A 19,262-nucleotide genomic window follows, 5' to 3' on the forward strand; every position below is an offset into this window, starting at 1 on the left:
TTTATGACTTTACCAATAAATTCACCATTTTTTTACCTTCTATTATGTTCAATATTTGTAGTAGGGTCTTGTGACGATTCTAATGGAGACGATGATGAAACACCAATTACTACAACCAGAATTATTAAATTTTCTGGATATGAATGGGTTGTACGGACTTCAAAAGAAGAAAAACAAGGACCAGGACCTAATCTTTTTTCTGATTCTGAAGACAATGTTTGGGTAGATAATGAAGGAAAGTTGCACTTAAAAATAGTTGAAAGAGGTGGTAATTGGTATTGTTCAGGCATTACTTTACGTCATTCTCAGGGATATAAAAAATATGTGTTTTATTTGTCTAGTAGGGTAGATTTATTAGATGAAAATGTTGTTGCTGGTTTATTTACTTATAAAAATGATGAAGAAGAAATTGATATAGAATTTTCTAGATGGTCAAATACAAATGATAAAAACTCACAATACGCAATACAACCTTCTTACATAACAGGAAACAAGACTCGTTTTGATATGAGTTTAAATAGTAACCTATCAACTCATTTTTTTGATTGGCAATCAGATAAAATAGAATTTGGTAGTTATAAGGGGCATACATTAGACCCTGAAGAAAGTAAAATAATCAATACTTGGACGTACACTGGCGATAATATTCCGCCATTAAATGATGAACGATTAAAAATAAATCTTTGGTTATTTAGGGGTAATAGTCCAAGCAATAAACAGTCAGCAGAAATGATTATTGATCATGTTGAAATACTATAAACTCACAATAATTTAAAATCCTGTTTTTACAAATTAATTAATAAAAAGTTATAATAATGTCTGATATAAAGCAAGATGTTAATGTTTTTTCTGATAAAAAAACTACTGGACATGCAGCAGGAAAAGCCATAGAGGCGTGCATTGTAAATTTATTAAGCAAACAAAGTTCTGTACGAATAGTTTTTGCAGCAGCTCCTTCTCAAGATACGATGTTGGATTATTTATCCAAGTCAAATAGTATTGATTGGAGTAGAGTAATTGCTTTTCATATGGATGAGTATATTGGATTAAATTCTAATGCTCCAGAGTTATTTTCAGCTTATCTTGAAAATCATCTGTTTTCAAAAGTAAATATTAAAAGTAAAAATATAATTAATGTTCAAAACGGTGTCGCAAATGAATTAAATAGATATGCATATTTATTGGAAAAAGAACCCATAGATATTGTGTGTTTAGGTATTGGAGAAAATGGTCATATTGCTTTTAATGATCCTCCTGTGGCTGATTTTAATGACCCAGAAGTAGTCAAGGTGGTTCAATTAGACAAAGCTTGTCGTACCCAACAAGTACATGATGGATGTTTTAAGTCTTTAGATGATGTTCCAAAAACAGCAATTACATTAACAATACCAACACTTTTAAAAGGTAATAATTTGTTTTGTATTGTTATAGGAAAAAATAAAAGTTTAGCTGTAAAAAATACGCTCACTGGACCAATATCTACATCATGTCCTGCATCTATTCTTACAACACATAAAAATTGTAAATTTTATTTTGATAGTGATGCATATATGGAAACTTTGAAGCTTGAAAAGGTGTAAATTATTTCATTTCATAATGTTTATTTCAATTAAATCAATATCTTAATATCCACTATGCGTTTTAATAACATTAAAAATATTAATATGAATTATAAGGGTTTAGTAAGTTTAATTTTACTGTTATTTGTTATAATGTTTAAGTCATCTCATATTGAAGCACAGCAAAAAGCAAAAATTAGTCAAGGTGATTTCAAAATAAAAGGATTTCATTTAGACTTACGAATTCAAGTAATGACGCCAAAAGCAATAATGGAATTTGCAGATAAACTTGCCGAAATTGGAATGAATACGTTGGTGTTAGAATGGGAGGGTACTTACCCATTTAAAAAACATGTACCTATTTCTAATAAATATTCATTTACAAGAGAGGAAGTGAAAAAAATTATTTCTCACTGTGAAAGTATTGGAATTGATGTAATACCTCTTCAACAAACTTTAGGACATGTGGAATATATCTTACGAAATCCTAGATATAGTAATTTAAAAGAAGATAGAAAAGATATTTCTCAGTTATGCCCTATGGAAGTTACTGATAATGTTGCTTTATTTACTGATTTATTTACCGACTTGGTTGGTACTCATAATTCAGATTATATACATATTGGAGGTGATGAAACTTATTTATTAGGACATTGTGAAAAATGTAAAAAGAAAGTTGCTGAAGTAGGTAAATCAAAACTATTTGTAGATCACATGAAAATGATTGCAGATATTGTTATTTCTTTAGGAAAAAAACCTGTCATGTGGGCAGACATTATTCTAAAACATCCTGAAGCGGCAGCTGAATTGCCAAAAGAAACTATTTTTGTGGATTGGAATTATGGTTGGAAAATTAATCATTTTGGAGATATTCCTAATTTACAAAAGTTAGGTTTTACGTTTTGGGGTTCACCAGCCATAAGATCTCATCCTGACAATTGGTTTATTACCGATTGGGCTACGCATTTTAAAAATCAAAAAGAATTTATTCCTTATGCAAGAAAAGCTGGATACGAAGGTATTATTATGACATCTTGGTCTACATCTGGTTTATATGGTTTTACTTGGGATGTTAATTACGATGTGGTTGATATGGTTCAAATAAGAAATACATATCCTCTATCTGGTTTTAATATCTTAATTACCAGTTATGCTGAGGCATTAAAATCAAAGACTCCAATTGAGCCTGAAGAATTTGTTTTAAAATATGCTAAAAGGCAATTTGAACTTAATAAACAAGATGCTCAAAAGTTACTTGAGTTTATATTTTTTCCTAAAGAGTTGATCACAAATGGAAAACCGGATAGAAGTTCAAGTATTGCCATAATGAAAAATACTTTTGGAAAGGTAAGAGATCAACTAGTTCTAATAAATCCTAAAAAAAATATAGAAGAATTTAATCATTTTAAATTAATGGCAGATTTAAGAATGCATTACTTAACCTTTAAAGAGGTTGAATCTGTATATAACTCTAAAGACTTTGTAAGTTCTGAGGTTCCAAAATTAATTGAAGTTTTAAATCAATTATTAGAACAAGCCAAAGATCTTGATAAAAGATTTATAAAATTAAATAAGGGATTTCTTTATGATTCTGAATTAGCGGAGCAAAATTATTTAAGAACAAAACAAATGCAAGTTTTGTACAATAGGTTAACTAAATTAAAGTAAACCGAGTTTGTTTAAATATTGTTTTTATTTTGTTGATTCTCTGACTATTAATTCAGTTCTAATTGTTATAGATTCTGAGTTTATAAAATCATCTTTGTCTTCAATGTGTCTAATTAATAATTTGGCAGATGATTCTCCCATTTGAAAAGCACAATCGTTAACCGTTGTTAAATTAGGTTCAATTATTTTAGAAATAGGATAATTACTAAAACCGACAATTGCTGCGTCATGTGGAATTTTTATACCTTGTTTTCTAAATACTTGAATAACACTTACTGCGGTATAGTCATTAGCACAAAAAACACCATCAGGTAATTTGGGAAGCTGTAAATATTTTTTTGCACAAGTAACACCTTCTTCATAGCCTAAATTTTTTGTGTATAGAATTAAATTTTTATCTATTGGTAACTTATACTTTTCTAATGCGGCCTTAAATCCTTCAAGCCTAGCTTTAAATATATTGGTTTTTTGATTTCCTGCAATGTGTCCAATTCTTTTACATCCTTTTTTTATTAAATGTTCTGTTGCTGTAAAGGCTGATTCAAAGTCATTAATTACTACTTTATTAGCATCAAAATCTGTAGGAACTCTGTCGTAAAAAACCATTGGAACTCCTAATTTATTAAATTTTTTAAAGTGATCGCATTTTTCTGTTTCAATACTTAAACAAATTATTATGCCATCTACCATTCTGTTTTGTAATATTTTGGTAATCTCTTTTTCTCTTTTTAAAGAATCTTTTGATTGAAAAATAGTAACATTATATCCGTTTTTATATGCATAATTTTCTATTCCACTAATTACTAATGAATGGAAATGAATATCAATCCTAGGAACAATTATACCAATTGATTTTGTTTTTTTTGTTCTAAAGCTCGAAGCTATTGAATTAGGTATAAAACCTAATTCTTCTGCTTTTTGTCTTACTTTTTTCTTTGTTGCATCGCTAATGGCAGGATGGTTGTCTAAGGCTCTAGATATAGTTGATGCAGATAGATTTAAATCTTTTGCTAAGTCTTTTAATGTAATTCTACGATTTTTCATAACAATATATACAAACGTTTGCATCTAAAAAATTAGTATTTAACACTTTTATTAGATATAACGATTGCAAAAGTATAAGTTATAAATTTTAATAATGCAAATTAAAAAAAAATGTTCACTAATACTTTATTAAATTAAAATAGTTATGCAAACGTTTGCATAACTATTTTAATTTAATTATTTTTGTTTACAACGTTTATACAATTACATATTATATAACTTGTTAGCCTTTATTTTAGATAAGCTAATTCTCTATTAATCAAAAAAATAGTAATATGAAGTTTATTATAGTATTTTATATTAATTTACATCTAATTTAGATATTTATGCAATTACTTGATTGGTTAGTTTTATCTTTTTATTTCTTAATGCTTATTTCAATTGGGTTATGGGCGTATGCACGAGTAAAAAACTCTGCTGATTTTTATACCGCAGGAGGTAAATTACCTTGGTGGCTGTCTGGAGTTTCTCACCATGTTTCTGGTTACAGTGGAGCAGTTTTTGTTGCATATGCTGGTATTGCTTACACTCATGGTTTTACATTGTATGTTTGGTGGGCCTTTACTGTTTCTATAGCTACTTTACTTGCAGCTTTTTATATCGCTCCTAAATGGGCTAGGTTAAGAAAATTTGCGAACATACAATCTCCTACAGAATACTTACTAGTTAGATACAATTTACCAACACAGCAACTTATTGCTTGGGTAGGTTCAATCATTAAAGTTTTTGACACAGGAGGTAAATTAGCTGCAATTGCTGTTTTATTAAATGTTTTTAGTGGTACTTCAATATCATTCGGAATTATACTGGTAGGTGTTGTTTCGCTTATTTATATTACCATTGGGGGGTTATGGGCAGATGTATGGAATGATTTCGCCCAGTTTCTCGTTCAACTTCTAGCAGGAATAACAATGTTTGTTATTATTCTAATGAATTTAGATGATGGGGCGGCTAGTATTTTCACCATGTGGGAAAAATTACCTGAGGGAAATGCTAATTTTTTTAATGATCCATATACTGTTGCTTTTGCTTTTACAATGCTATTGATTAATTTTTTTAGTTACAGTGGTGGTACTTGGAATTTAGCGACAAGATTTATATCATCTTCATCACCAAATGTGGCAAAAAAAGCGGGAGTTTTATCTTCAATTTTATACTTAATTTGGCCGTTAATATTATTATATCCAATGTTTGCGGCCCCATTGTTTTTTAGTAATTTAGAAGACCCAACATTGTCTTATGGATTAATGGCACGCAAATTTTTACCTGCCGGTTTATTAGGTCTTGTACTTGCTTCGATGTTTGCAAATACTTTATCCATGACTTCATCAGATTCAAATACTATTTCTTCTGTTATTTGTCGAGATATTTTACCTAAGCTATTTCCTAAATTCCGTAACCTTTCTAAAAAAAGAGAATTAAAACTAGCCAGGATAACCACTTTTTGTTTTACTTTAATAACTATAATTGTAGGATTGAACGCCAGTAAATTTGGTGGAGTTTTCGGTTTAATAGTGACTTGGTTTGCAGCGTTATTAGGACCAATGTCAGTTCCAATGATACTTGGTCTTTTACCTATATTCCAAAAAAGTGGAAGTAAAGCAGCTATTGGTTCCATAATTGGTGGTTTAGCTGTATTTGCTATCTTAAAAGGTGTTGAGCAAAAATCTCTAGCTCTAGAATTAGGGGCTCCAATACTAGCTTCTTTAATTCTTTTTATTGTTATAGGGTTTTTTAATAGAGGAGGTGTACCGCAAAAAGTAAAGGATTTACATCAAAACTTAATTAAAAGTTCAAATGCTTAAAAATGAAGATTGAAGGATTAGATTATAGAACGAACAACCCTATAAGTGTTCACATAGATAAAGGTTATATAAATCTCATATCGGAATGTCATGCAAGTTCAGAGGAATTGTATTATATAGCTCCTGGTTTAGTAGATTTGCAAATTAATGGCTTCAACGGTATAGATTTCAATACAAAAGGGTTAACAATCTCTGAGGTTAAAAAGGTGACACAACAACTTTTAAAACAAGGAGTAACAAGTTATTTCCCTACTGTTATTACAAATAGTGATAACGCTATTGAATCTTTATTAAATATCATTGCAGAAGCTTGTAATACTTTTCCTGAAGTGGATGACTGTATTTCTGGTATTCATCTTGAAGGTCCGTTTATATCTCTTGAAGATGGGCCAAGAGGAGCACACTCAAAAGACTTTATTAAGGCTCCTAATTGGGATTTGTTTTCAAAATGGCAAAAAGCTTCTGGTAATAGAATAAAAATTATTACGTTGTCTCCAGAATGGCCAGAATCTACTGAGTTTATAAAAAGTTGTGTACATAACAACGTTGTTGTTTCTATAGGCCATACCGCAGCAACAACAAAGCAAATAAATGAGGCTATTGAAGCGGGTGCAAGTATGTCAACTCATTTAGGAAATGCTTCACATGCTATGTTGCCACGGCATTCTAATTATGTTATAGAACAATTAGCGTCTGATTCATTGTGGTCATCCTTGATTGCTGATGGTTTTCATTTGCCGGATGCTCTACTAAAAGTTTTTTTAAGAGCCAAATCAAGTAAAAGTATTTTAGTTAGTGATGCAACCTCATATGCAGGTCTTTTACCTGGAACTTATAAAGCCCATATTGGAGGTGATGTTATCTTAGATTCAAATGGGCGATTGTTTATGAAAAATAGTCCAAAAATGCTTGCAGGTTCTGCTCAATCTTTACTTTGGTGTGTTAATCAATTAGTAAACAAAGAGATATTGTCGCTTCATGAAGCTTGGAACTTGGCTTCTATAAAGCCTACTGAATCTATAGTAGGCTATTCTACTAATTTATTGCAAAATAAGTACCCTGCCGATCTAGTTATTTTTAAAAAAGAAGGAAAAACCTTAAATATTTTAAAAACAATAAAGTCAGGAAGACTTGTTTTTTCTAGTTTATGATAATAACTAAATAGTATAACTTAAAAATATGAATACATTAAACATTAAATTAACCACTCTATTTTTATTCCTTTTGATAAGAACTGTAAATGCTCAAATAAATATTATTCCTCGACCAATGGAGGTCTCAGTCTCTGATGGATTTTTTAAACTTAACAATAAAACAAAAATTATATTCAACCAGGCAAGTGAAAATAATGCTCTGTTTTTATCAGCAATTCTTCAAAAAGGTTTTCAAAAGAAAATTAAATTTAAAGAAAAAGGGAATGGAATTACATTAATTTTAAATCCTAAACTTGAAAATGAAATAGGAAGGGAAGGATATCTATTGTCTTCAACTACTAACAATATTATAATACAAGGAGCTACAAATACAGGATTGTTTTATGGTATTCAATCTTTTAGGCAATTATTACCTTCTGATTTTGAAACTAATAATTATTCTAATAAAACGGTTTCAATTCCTGTATTAGAAATCAAAGATAAGCCTCGTTTTAAATGGCGAGCTTTTATGTTAGATGAATCTCGTCATTTTAAGGGAGCTAATCCAGTAAAAAAATTACTTGATCAAATGGCCCTCTTAAAAATGAATGTTTTTCACTGGCATTTAACTGATGACCAAGGGTGGCGTATTGAAATAAAAAAATATCCTAACTTAACTAATATAGGAAGCTATAGAAAAGATACGCAATTAAGTAGAAAAAGTCCAGAAAGAGTAGGTGAACCTCATCAAGGTTTTTATACACAAGAGCAAATTAAAGAGATTATTGAATATGCTAATGAACGTCACATTACTATTATTCCTGAAATTGAAATGCCAGGGCATGCTACTGCTGCAATAGCCTCTTATCCATGGCTTGGTGTTTTGGGTACAACAACAGATGTGTCTGTAGAGTTTGGCAAAATGGATGATTCGTTCAATGTAGCTAATCCAAAGGTACATACATTTTTAAAAGATGTCTTAAAAGAAGTTTTTGATCTATTTCCGAGCGATATTGTGCATATAGGTGGTGATGAGGTGCGTTTTGAAACATGGGAAAACTCTAAAGAAATACAAGATAAAATTAAAGAAGAGGGATTGGCTTCTCCTGTTGACCTTCAACTGTTTTTCACTAATAAAATTTCCAAGTTTATAGAAGAAAATAATCACCGTATGATGGGATGGAATGAAATACTTGGAGAAAAAATTCATGAATGGGATAAAGATAATAACATGGAAGTTAAAGTGAAGCTTTCTAAAACGGCAATTATCCATTTTTGGAAGGGTAGTTTAGAATTGGTTAACAAAGCAGTTACTAATGGACATCAAGTAGTAAATTCATTACATTCTATGACATATCTTGATTATAATTATAAATCAATACCTCTTTCGAAAGCATATTCATTTGATCCAATACCAGAAGGATTAGATTCTAAATACAATGAGCAAATACTAGGATTAGGATGTCAAATGTGGAGTGAATGGATTCCTACGGTTAAACAAATGGAAAATCAAATATACCCAAGAATTGCAGCTTATGCTGAGGTTGGTTGGACTCAGAAAGAAAATAAAAATTATGATAGCTTCATTAAATCTTTAATTCAACTTGAAAAAAGATGGGAGCAATTAGGTATTAATTATCATAAAAGTTTTAAATAATAAAAAAAGACAGTCTGAAAAGACTGTCTTTTTTTATTATTATGTAGTATTAATTAACCTAAAGCAACTCTTTTAAAGTCAACAACTTTTACATCGCCATAAGTTTTAATATAATCGTTAACAGATTTTTTATCGTCTTTAATAAATTCTTGATTTAACAAGCACTGCTCTTTGTCTAAAGTGGTGTTATCAGAGATAAATCGTTCAATTTTACCAGGAAGTATTTTATCCCAAATTTTTTCAGGTTTACCTTCGGCTTTTAATTCTGCTTTGATATCTTCTTCCGCTTGAGCCAAAACTTCTGGTGTTAATTGAGACATAGAAATGTATTTAGGTACATTTTTAAGGGTTTTTCCCAAACGAGCTAACTCAATATTATCTTTTTCTATAACAGCAATTCTAGCTTCTGTCTCAGAAGCAACATATGCTGGATCAAAATCTTTGTAAGATAAAGTAGTTGCTCCCATAGATGCAATTTGCATAGCAAGGTCTTTAGCCAAAACTTCTACATTATCAACTTTATCAGATAAACCAACTAATGCAGCAATTTTATTTATATGAACATAAGAGCCAACATACGGAGCTTCTAATTTTTCAAAACCAGTGATATCTAGTTTTTCACCAATTACACCAGTTTGTTCTATTAATTTTTCAGAAACAGTTATTCCGTCAAAATCAGATGCTAAAAACTCTTCTTTTGTATCAAAGTGAAGTGCTTTTTCAGCAAGAGCATTGGCTAATGCTATAAAATTTTCGTTTTTACCAACGAAATCAGTTTCACAACCTAAAATAATTGCTACACCTACAGTGTTATCAGCATTTACTTTAGCAATTGCAGCACCTTCTGAGTTTTCTCTATCAGCTCTTTTTGCAGCAACTTTTTGTCCTTTTTTACGTAATATATCAATAGCGGTATCAAAATCACCTTCGGCTTCAACCAATGCATTTTTACAATCCATCATACCTGCACCAGTGGCTTTTCTTAATTTATTTACTTCTGCGGCTGTTATTTTTGCCATAATTTTTATCTTTAATATAATAATGATTTAGAGAATCATTATTTGTAAGGTTATACAATTGTTATTTATTCTTTATCCTCAGTAGTTGGTTCAGCTTTTTCTTTCGCTTTTTCTACTTTTTTAGATACTTTAGGGGCGTCATTTTTTTCTGACTCTTTATCTGATTTTCTGTCAGCTAAACCTTTAGCAATAGCTTCAGTTGCATAAGACAAAATTTTATTGATTGATTTAGAAGCATCATCGTTAGATGGAATAACAAAATCAATTGGTCTTGGATCAGAGTTAGTATCTACCATAGCAAAAATTGGAATATTTAATTTTTGAGCTTCGGCAATAGCAATATGTTCTCTTCTAGTATCAATTACAAATAAAGCACCTGGTAAACGAGTCATATCAGAGATAGAACCTAAGTTTTTCTCTAATTTAGCTCTTTGACGATCAATTTGCAATTTTTCTCTTTTAGATAAAGCATTAAAGCTACCATCTTGTTTCATTCTATCAATTTGGGCCATTTTTTTAACAGCTTTACGGATAGTTACAAAGTTGGTAAGCATACCTCCTGGCCATCTTTCAGTAATGTAAGGCATGTTAACACTTGCTGCTTTATCAGCAACAATATCTTTAGCTTGTTTTTTAGTAGCTACAAATAAAATTTTTCTACCAGATGCTGCAATTTTTTCTAAAGCAGCTGCAGATTCTTCAATTTTAGCTGAGGTTTTGTACAAATCAATGATATGTACTCCATTACGTTCTGTGTAAATGTATGGAGCCATATTAGGGTTCCATTTTCTTGTTAAGTGACCGAAGTGTACACCTGCATCTAGTAATTCTTGAATTTGAATGTTCATTTTGTTATTAGTTTACGTTCCTTATTTAGCAATAATTAAGTAGCCACTTTCGTGTGAGTCTTAACCATTTGGGTGCTAAACTTAAACACTGATTATATTAATTGTTATTTGTTGTAATTTAATTTGGTAATTCTGGAATCGAAAAATATTTTGAATTTAGAAATTATATTTAAAATATTTTTCGATTCATTCAGAATAATACTTTTACCATTAACGTTTAGAGAATTGGTATTTTTTACGGGCTTTTTTCTGACCGAATTTTTTACGTTCTACCATTCTTGGATCTCTTGTTAACAATCCTTCTGGTTTTAAAATAGCTTTGTAGTCTTCATCAATAGCAACTAAAGCTCTAGTAATTGCTAATCGAATTGCTTCAGCTTGACCAGTAACACCACCTCCAAAAACATTAACTTTAATATCATAATTTTTTTCATTATCAGTTAAAGTAAGAGGTTGTAAAACTTTATATCGTAGAGTAGATGTTGTAAAATAATTATCTAGTTCTCTTTTATTTATAGTAATGTTTCCTGTTCCTTTAGAAACATAAGCACGGGCTACAGCCGTTTTTCTTCTACCTATTTTGTGTACTATTTCCATTATCTAAGATCGTTAAGGTTAATAGTCTTTGGTTTTTGAGCTTGCTTATCGTGCTCAGCACCAGCAAAGACGTTTAAATTTTTAAATAAGGCATTTCCTAATTTATTTTTAGGTAACATACCTTTTACTGCTTTTTCTACAATACGAGTTGGATCTTTTTTAAACAACTCTGTCGCAGTAAGCGATCTTTGACCTCCAGGGTAACCTGTATGACGGATATAAGATTTATCTGTCCATTTGTTACCTGATAAGATAATTTTTTCTGCGTTAATAATTACTACATTGTCACCACAATCAACATGAGGTGTGTAGTTAGGTTTGTATTTACCTCTTATAAGCATTGCTACTTTAGAAGCTAAACGACCCAATGTCTGTCCGTCCGCATCAACTAAAACCCACTCTTTGTTTACAGTGTTTCTATTAGCCGATACTGTTTTGTAACTTAATGTGTTCACACGATTAGTTTTTGTCTATTAATAAAATTATTTTTTCCCTTAAAAAAGGTGTGCAAAGATACTACTATTTATTTATATAGCAAACAGTGTTTTAGATATATTTTTTCGACTAAAAGTTTTGTGAAATGCCCCAAAAAACAGTTGAGTAACTAATCCTAAAATTTAAAATTAGATTTAGATTGTTTTTTTTACTGTTTTGTCTATTAACTTTCTACTTTTTCTAACCTACAAATAGTTTTATTGCACATCCAATAGATTTTAATTAGGTTTGTTAGAATTCAATAAACCATTCAATTTTATGAAAACCGATTTGAAAATTGCAATTTTATTTTTTTTGTTCAATACAATTTTTATTTGTGCTCAAAGTGGAAAAACTCCTGCTCCAGCAAAAAAAGGAATGGTAGTTACTAGTCATTATTTAGCGTCAGAAGTGGGTAGAGCTATTCTTAAAAAGGGTGGAAATGCTATTGATGCTTCTGTAGCAACGGCTTTTGCTTTATCAGTAACCTTGCCATCTGCAGGAAACATTGGTGGAGGTGGTTTTTTAGTTTATTATGGTGATGATGGTGTTAAATCTACTTTTAATTTTAGAGAAAAGGCTCCTCTTGCGGCAACTGAAAATATGTTTTTAGATGAAGAAGGAAAAATAAAGAATAATTCTAATCATGAAGGATTATTAGCTACTGGTGTGCCAGGGACAGTTGCTGGTTTGTATTTAGCACATCAAAGAGTGGGAAAACTGCCATGGTCAGATTTAGTAGCACCTGCAATTGAATTGGCAGAAAATGGTATTCCAGCAACGTATAGAAATGAGTGGTTTGTAAATTTTATTGCAAAAAACAAAGCTAAATATCCGTCAACAGCAAAAGTATTTTTAAAAAATGGAATCACACCGTACAAACCTGGTGAGATATGGAAGCAGCCTGAATTGGCAGAAACGTTAAAACGAATTCAGAAAAATGGTGCAGATGGATTTTATAAAGGAAAAACGGCAAAACTTATTGCTGAATTTATGAAAAAAAATGGAGGTTTAATTACTGAAAAAGATTTAGCTAAATACGAAGCTCAAGAGCTAAAGCCTGTTTTAGGAACTTATAGAGGTTATGAAATTGTTAGTATGCCTCCACCTAGCTCTGGAGGAATTGCTCTAATTGAAATGCTTAATATTTTGGAAGGGTATAATTTAAGTGAAATGGGACATAATTCGTCGGCTGCATTGCATGTGCTTACTGAAGCTATGCGAAGGGCATTTGCAGACAGGGCAGAATTTGTTGGTGATGCAGATTTTAATCCGGATTTGCCAATTGAGAAGTTAATATCAAAAGAACATGCTAACAATTTAAGGTCTAGTATAGACTTGCAAAGGGCTTCGCCTAGTGACTCTGCAAATTTTAATGCAAAATTCTTAATACCTGAAAGTCCTGAAACCACCCATATTTCTGTTGTTGACAAGGATGGTAATGCAGTTTCTTTAACATATACATTAGAGAATAGTTATGGTAATAAAATTGTAGTTGACGGTGCTGGATTTTTGTTAAATAATGAAATGGGTGATTTTAATCCTATTCCAGGGTATACTAATTCCCAAGGATTAATCGGTACAAAACCTAATTTAGTTCAACCAGAAAAAAGAATGTTATCTAGTATGACGCCTACTATTGTGGCAAAAAATGGAAAGCCTCTAATTGTTATTGGAAGCCCTGGAGGGCGAACTATTATAAATACTGTTTTACAAGTAATTCTTAATAGTATTGACTTTAACATGAATATAGCTCAAGCTATTGAAGCTCCTAGAATTCACCATCAATGGTTCCCAAACAAGACTTCTTTTGAAAGGTATGGAATATCTCCAGATACTGAAAAAATGTATAAGTCATTAGGCCATGAAGTATATTATAGAAATTCACAAGGGCAGGCAATGGGAATTTTTATAGACCGCAAAAAAAACATGATATATGGTGCTGCAGACTCAAGAAGTTTTGATGCGAGAGCTGTAGGTTATTAAATAGTATTTAAAATGTGATGTCAAAATATATTTATTGGCTTTTTTAATGTGCTTCTAACCAATTTTTACCTAACCCAATTTCAACATCTAATGGTACTATTAGTTTATAGGCATTTTCCATTTCTGTTTTAATTATGGGTGTTATAGTTTCTAGTTCGTCGTTGTGAGCATCAAAAACCAATTCATCATGTACTTGAAGTAACATCTTACTTTTAAATTGTTCTTTTTGAAAGCGATTATAAATATTAATCATTGCCAATTTAATAATATCAGCTGCACTTCCCTGAATAGGAGCATTTACAGCATTTCGTTCAGCGGCACCACGAACAACAGCATTACGAGAATTAATGTCTTTTAAGTACCTACGTCTACCTAAAACAGTTTCTACATAGCCATTTTCTCGAGCAAAATGTATTTGACCATCCATATATGTTCGTAGTTTTGGATAGGTTTTATAATAAGTATCAATTAATTCTTTTGCTTCACTTCTAGAAAGTGTAGTTTGATTACTTAATCCGAACGCTGAAACTCCATAAATAATCCCAAAATTGACAGTTTTAGCATTGCTACGTTGTTCACGAGATACTTCGCTTAAAGGAACATTAAACACTTTTGCAGCAGTAGAAGCATGAATGTCTTCGTGGTTTTTAAAAGCATTTATCATGTTTTCTTCTTGACTTAATGCTGCAATAATTCGCAATTCTATTTGTGAATAATCCGCTGCTAACAATGTATAATTTTCATCTCTTGGAATAAAAGCTTTTCGTACTTCACGTCCACGTTCAGTTCTGATAGGGATATTCTGCAAATTTGGATTGTTAGAACTTAATCTACCTGTTGCTGCAACTGCTTGTGCATAAACAGTATGAATTCTATGAGTTTTTGGATTTACCTCATTTGGCAATGCATCTACATAGGTACTTTGTAATTTTTTATATTGTCTAAACTCTTGAATGTCTCTAATAATTTGATGGTCTTTTGCTAAATAAGTTAAGACATCTTCAGCGGTAGAATATTGTCCCGTTTTTGTTTTTTTAGGTTTGTCTACTAACTTAAGTTTGTCAAATAAGATTGGACCTAATTGTTTTGGAGAAGCTAAATTAAATTCCTCGCCGGCTTGCTCATAAATCCCTTTTTCTAAGCGTTCAATATCTTTACTTAGAGCTACTGACAATTCTTTTAGAAAATCGATATTTATATTAATACCTTCTATTTCCATAGCAGAAAGAACTGCAACTAATGGCATTTCTACCTTACCAAATAAGTCAGTTAGGTTTCCATTTTCAAGTTCTTTAGTAAAATGAGTTTTTAGTTGCAATGTAATATCGGCATCTTCAACTGCGTATTCTGTTAGTTTTTCTAAATCAACATCACGCATATTGCCTTGATTTTTACCCTTTTTACCAATCAATTCAGTGATGGAAACGGGTTGGTAATTTAGGTAAGTCTCTGCTAAAATATCCATACTGTGACGCATATCTGGGTTTATCAGATAATGAGCTATCATAGTGTCAAATAACTTCCCTTTTACAGGCATATTATAATTGGATAATACTTTTATGTCGTATTTTAAATTGTGGCCTACTTTTTCAATAGATTCATTTTCAAAAAAAGGTCTAAATTCTTCAAGTATTTGTTGTGTGTCTTCTTGATTTTTAGGAAAATGAACGTAAAATCCTTTGTTGTGTTCCCAAGAAAATGCAATTCCTATTAACTCTACTTCCAATGATTTTAAGCCTGTTGTTTCTGTATCAAAACACACTGATTTTTGGGCTAACAATTGTTGTATTAGTAATTTTCGAGAAAGAGGTGTATTGGCAAATTGATAAAAGTGAGAAGTGTTTTTTATGGTGTTATAACCATTTGCTTCAGTTTTTTGAGTTGAGTTACCAGAACCAGGTGCCGCGAATAAATCGAATTGAACATTTTCAGAAGGATTATTTTTAGCCTCTGGTTTGTTCTTCTCTGTTTGAGGTTTGATGTCTGTATTTTCTTCTTTAGGACTAAAGGTATTGGTAAGATTAACCATTAAACGCCTAAATTCTAGTTCTTCAAAAATTTCTTTTACTTTTGAGATATCAGGTGTGTTGAGTTCAAAATCTTTAGCATCAAATTCTACAGGAACATCTAGCATTATGGTTGCTAATTTTTTTGATAAAAGGCCAAGTTCTACATTGGCTTCTACTTTTTCTTTCATTTTACCTTTTAACTCGTGGCTATTTTCAAACAAGCCTTCAATACTGCCGTAAGCTGCTAAGAATTTTTTAGCTGTTTTATCGCCAACGCCAGGTAAACCTGGAATGTTATCAATAGCATCTCCTTTCATAGCTAAGAAATCTATTACTTGCAGAGGGTCCGTAACACCAAACTTTTCTAAAACTTCAGGTATTCCCCAAGTTTCATATCCACCTCCAAATCGTGGTCTGTACATAAAAATATTCTCGGAAACCAATTGAGCAAAATCTTTATCTGGAGTAACCATAAAAGTTTGGTATCCTTCTTTTTCTGCTTTTTTAGCAAGAGTACCAATAACATCATCAGCCTCAAAACCTTCCTTAACCATAATGGGAATGTGCATGGCTTTTAAAATTTCTTGAATATAAGGAACAGCAATTTTTATGGCTTCTGGAGTTTCGTCTCTATTGGCTTTGTATTCGGCAAACATTTCAACACGGTCAACACTTCCTCCTTTATCAAAACATACCGCCAAATGATCTGGCTGTTCTCGTTTTATAACATCTAATAACGAATTCATAAATCCCATTATGGCGGAAGTATCCATACCTTTAGAATTTATAATTGGGTTTTTTATAAAAGCGTAATACCCTCTAAATATTAAGGCATAAGCATCTAGTAAGAACAAGCGTTTTTGATTGGACATAGTGTTTTTTTATGGTAAGTTCAAAGCTACAAAGATTGTTTTAAGTATTAAAATGTTTTAGAAGCTAAAAAAACCTCACAGGTTTATATAGCCTGTGAGGTTTGTAATTTATAATAGTAACAAGATTATTCTTTTTCTTTTAAAAAATAATCAGATTGAATGTTCTCACTTTTTCCATCTTGAACTTTACTCATACTGAAGTTTTTATGGATAGAATAGGAACCTGTTTCTCCTTTTTTATTTACAGCAATATATGCCACTTGAAAATCTTTGTAATTGCTATTAGGTTTTGACACAATTCTTTTAATTGCTTCTTCACAAGCTTCTTGTGGAGTTTTACCTTGTCGCATTAGTTCAACTACCAAAAAACTACCTACAGTTTTTGCAACTTCTTCGCCTAATCCAGTAGCAACGGCACCACCTACTTCGTTGTCTACAAATAATCCAGCTCCAATTATTGGACTATCGCCAACGCGTCCTGCCATTTTATAAGCTAGGCCACTGGTAGTACAACCACCACAGATGTCACCATTTTTATCTACGGTTAACATACCAATAGTATCGTGATTTTCTATATTAATAATGGGTTTGTATTCTGATTTTACTTTCCATTCTTCCCATGCTTTTTTGGAAGATTCTGTCAATAAATTTTCTTTTTTAAAGCCTTTTTCATAGGCAAATTGTTCTGCTCCTTTCCCTGCTAGCATTACATGAGGCGTGTCTTCCATTACTTTTCTAGCTACTGAAATAGCGTGTGTAATATTTTGAAGGTAAACAACAGATCCACAATCACCTTTTGAGTTCATAATACAGGCATCTAAAGTAACATTACCATCTCTGTCTGGCAATGCTCCTTTGCCTACTGTTACATTTTTTACATCAGCTTCTTCGACCATGCAACCCTGCTCAATAGCATCTAGAGCTGATTTACCACTTTGTAATGTTTCCCATGCTTTAGACGTTGCGTTATGAAAATTCCAAGTTGCAATAACTAATGGCAATGATTTTTTAGCAGTAGTAACAATTGATTTTTCTTTTTGAGAGTCTTCAGAAGTTTTGTTAGTACAGTTTGTTAGTGCAGTTCCGATAGCCAATCCAACTCCACTTAATGAGGCATTTTTTATAAAATTTCTTCGTTTCATTTTTTAGATTTTCGGGTAATTTATAATAGAATTTTATACGAATTTACAAACTGTATTCCCTTACATCTCTGTGTTTGCTTCTTGTGTTTTTTAATCCATAAAATAAAATATAACCATAGCAACAAATTACAAAAATCAAGGCCATTTTAAAGCCAACGTTATCTGTTAATAAACCAAATAAAGGAGGTATAATTGCACCACCTACAATTGCAGTACATAGTAATCCTGATGCTTTTGGTTTTAATTCTCCCAAACCATCAATAGCTAATGTAAATATGGTAGGAAACATGATAGAATTAAACAAGCCTACAGCTAAAATTGTCCACATAGAAATTAATCCAGTAGTGCTCATTGAAATAATAATTAATGATATCGCCATTGTAGCAAACATACCTAATACTTTACCAGGTTTCATTATTTTTGTTAGGTAAGATCCTATAAATCTTCCTACCATAGCTCCAGTCCAATAAAATAATACGAATATTCCTAGTAGGGCTTTGTCGTCTGCTCCATCTAATGATTTTTGGAATACATTAGCAATAAAATTTGCTGTATTCATCATTATAGGATTGTCTCTTACTAAAGGAACTAAATTCATGTCTAAAAAGTAGTTTATTAAATAGCTTCCGATAGCAACTTCTGCACCTACGTAAAAGAATATTCCTAAAACACCTAACATTAAATTTTTCTGTTTAAAAGCTTGACTGTATGTTCCTGTAGATTCTTCACTTATTAATTTTGGTAATTTAGCGAAAAAGAAAACGACAGCAATTAATCCAATAAAAATTGCCAATCCAATAAAAGGCATCTGAACTGCAGACGCCTCGGCAGCTAGATAGTTTTCTTTTGCAACACCCACTAATGAATCTATTTCTTCTTTTGTTTTGATTTTATCACTCAGTATAAATAATGCACCAATTATTGGAGCAATGGCAGTACCTAATGAATTAAAAGCTTGTGATAGATTTAGTCGGCTAGAGGCACCATCTTCCGTTCCTAAAGCAGCCACAAAAGGATTTGCTGCCACCTGTAAAACGGTAATTCCAGCTGCTAAAATAAAATAAGCCAACATAAAAATACCAAATATACGGTACGATGCTGCAGGATAAAAAAGTAAACAACCTAAAGCCATAGTGGCTAATCCTAGTATAATACCTCGTTTATAACCTATTTTTGATAGTATAAAACTTACAGGAACAGAAAGAATAAAATAGGCTCCAAAAAAAGCAAACTGAACCATACCTGCCTGGAAATATGAAAGTGTAAATAATTCACGTAATCGAGGAATTAATGAATCAACCAATACAGTTATAAATCCCCAAAGGAAAAATAAAATAGTTAATAATATAAAAGAACTTCGATACGACTTAGCTTGATTCATTGTGTTTAATTTGTTATGATTAAATGATTAGTTTAGCACTTGATTAAACTCTAAAAGTTAAAATGGCA

At 31.3% G+C, this 19,262-nt stretch carries 15 protein-coding genes; 7 read left to right on the forward strand and 8 right to left on the reverse strand.

The genetic code is table 11. The features are described from left to right. The first annotated feature begins 3 nt into the window (after positions 1-3). The 3 genes from EGM88_RS11490 to EGM88_RS11500 all read left to right on the forward strand — a co-directional run bounded on the left by EGM88_RS11490 (position 4) and on the right by EGM88_RS11500 (position 3,227). Positions 4-759: a glycoside hydrolase family 16 protein gene (locus EGM88_RS11490; protein ID WP_123898436.1), complete on the forward strand. Its 756-nt coding sequence runs from the start codon at positions 4-6 to the stop codon at positions 757-759. A 56-nt stretch (positions 760-815) separates the two neighbouring features. Then, positions 816-1,580: a glucosamine-6-phosphate deaminase gene (locus EGM88_RS11495; RefSeq protein WP_123898437.1), complete on the forward strand. Its 765-nt coding sequence runs from the start codon at positions 816-818 to the stop codon at positions 1,578-1,580. Positions 1,581-1,664: 84 nt separating this feature from the next. Further along, on the forward strand, positions 1,665-3,227 hold the full coding sequence (locus EGM88_RS11500) for a family 20 glycosylhydrolase (protein WP_203229458.1): 1,563 nt from the start codon (positions 1,665-1,667) through the stop codon (positions 3,225-3,227). A gap of 24 nt (positions 3,228-3,251) precedes the next feature. Here the strand turns inward: EGM88_RS11500 and EGM88_RS11505 are convergent, their stop codons facing one another. Then, complete coding sequence (locus EGM88_RS11505) at positions 3,252-4,295, reverse strand: LacI family DNA-binding transcriptional regulator (RefSeq protein WP_203229459.1); 1,044 nt, start codon at positions 4,293-4,295, stop codon at positions 3,252-3,254. 302 nt (positions 4,296-4,597) lie between these two features. On the opposite strand from EGM88_RS11505, the gene EGM88_RS11510 reads away from it, so the two are divergent. The 3 genes from EGM88_RS11510 to EGM88_RS11520 are packed head-to-tail and all read left to right on the forward strand — an operon-like array spanning position 4,598 to position 8,866. Further along, positions 4,598-6,076, forward strand: coding sequence for a sodium:solute symporter family protein (locus EGM88_RS11510; RefSeq protein ID WP_123898438.1), 1,479 nt, complete (start codon positions 4,598-4,600; stop codon positions 6,074-6,076). 2 nt (positions 6,077-6,078) lie between these two features. Next, on the forward strand, positions 6,079-7,227 hold the full coding sequence (locus EGM88_RS11515) for an N-acetylglucosamine-6-phosphate deacetylase (protein WP_123898439.1): 1,149 nt from the start codon (positions 6,079-6,081) through the stop codon (positions 7,225-7,227). Positions 7,228-7,255: 28 nt separating this feature from the next. Beyond that, positions 7,256-8,866 (forward strand): beta-N-acetylhexosaminidase, encoded by a 1,611-nt coding sequence (locus EGM88_RS11520; protein ID WP_123898440.1) that lies wholly within the window; start codon positions 7,256-7,258, stop codon positions 8,864-8,866. Between the two features lie 53 nt (positions 8,867-8,919). On the opposite strand, the gene tsf is transcribed toward EGM88_RS11520, so the two are convergent. The 4 genes from tsf to rplM form a co-directional block, all read right to left on the reverse strand. After that, positions 8,920-9,885, reverse strand: coding sequence for a translation elongation factor Ts (gene tsf / locus EGM88_RS11525; protein WP_123898441.1), 966 nt, complete (start codon positions 9,883-9,885; stop codon positions 8,920-8,922). Positions 9,886-9,950: 65 nt separating this feature from the next. Then, positions 9,951-10,733: a 30S ribosomal protein S2 gene (gene rpsB, locus EGM88_RS11530; RefSeq protein ID WP_123898442.1), complete on the reverse strand. Its 783-nt coding sequence runs from the start codon at positions 10,731-10,733 to the stop codon at positions 9,951-9,953. A gap of 210 nt (positions 10,734-10,943) precedes the next feature. Beyond that, a complete protein-coding gene (rpsI, locus tag EGM88_RS11535) occupies positions 10,944-11,330 on the reverse strand; it encodes a 30S ribosomal protein S9 (RefSeq protein ID WP_123898443.1) in 387 nt (128 codons plus the stop codon). Continuing rightward, positions 11,330-11,785, reverse strand: a complete 456-nt coding sequence (rplM, locus tag EGM88_RS11540) for a 50S ribosomal protein L13 (RefSeq protein WP_123898444.1) — start codon at positions 11,783-11,785, stop codon at positions 11,330-11,332. Before rplM ends, rpsI begins: the two co-directional genes overlap by 1 nt. 298 nt (positions 11,786-12,083) lie before the next feature. Here rplM and ggt point away from each other — a divergent pair, with 298 nt between their 5' ends. Then, positions 12,084-13,790, forward strand: a complete 1,707-nt coding sequence (ggt, locus tag EGM88_RS11545) for a gamma-glutamyltransferase (protein WP_123898445.1) — start codon at positions 12,084-12,086, stop codon at positions 13,788-13,790. 43 nt (positions 13,791-13,833) lie between these two features. Here the strand turns inward: ggt and polA are convergent, their stop codons facing one another. The 3 genes from polA to EGM88_RS11560 all read right to left on the reverse strand — a co-directional run bounded on the left by polA (position 13,834) and on the right by EGM88_RS11560 (position 19,194). Further along, the gene (gene polA / locus EGM88_RS11550; RefSeq protein WP_123898446.1) at positions 13,834-16,671 is read right to left on the reverse strand and encodes a DNA polymerase I; all 2,838 of its coding nucleotides are present in this window, start codon (positions 16,669-16,671) and stop codon (positions 13,834-13,836) included. 125 nt (positions 16,672-16,796) lie between these two features. Further along, entirely contained in the window at positions 16,797-17,813 is a 1,017-nt protein-coding gene (locus tag EGM88_RS11555) for a N(4)-(beta-N-acetylglucosaminyl)-L-asparaginase (RefSeq protein WP_123898447.1), read from the reverse strand. Positions 17,814-17,856: 43 nt separating this feature from the next. Then, positions 17,857-19,194, reverse strand: a complete 1,338-nt coding sequence (locus tag EGM88_RS11560; RefSeq protein WP_123898448.1) for a sugar MFS transporter — start codon at positions 19,192-19,194, stop codon at positions 17,857-17,859. Positions 19,195-19,262: the final 68 nt, after the last annotated feature.

Origin of the sequence: Aureibaculum marinum (assembly GCF_003813905.1) — a bacterium.
GTDB lineage: Bacteria > Bacteroidota > Bacteroidia > Flavobacteriales > Flavobacteriaceae > Aureibaculum > Aureibaculum marinum.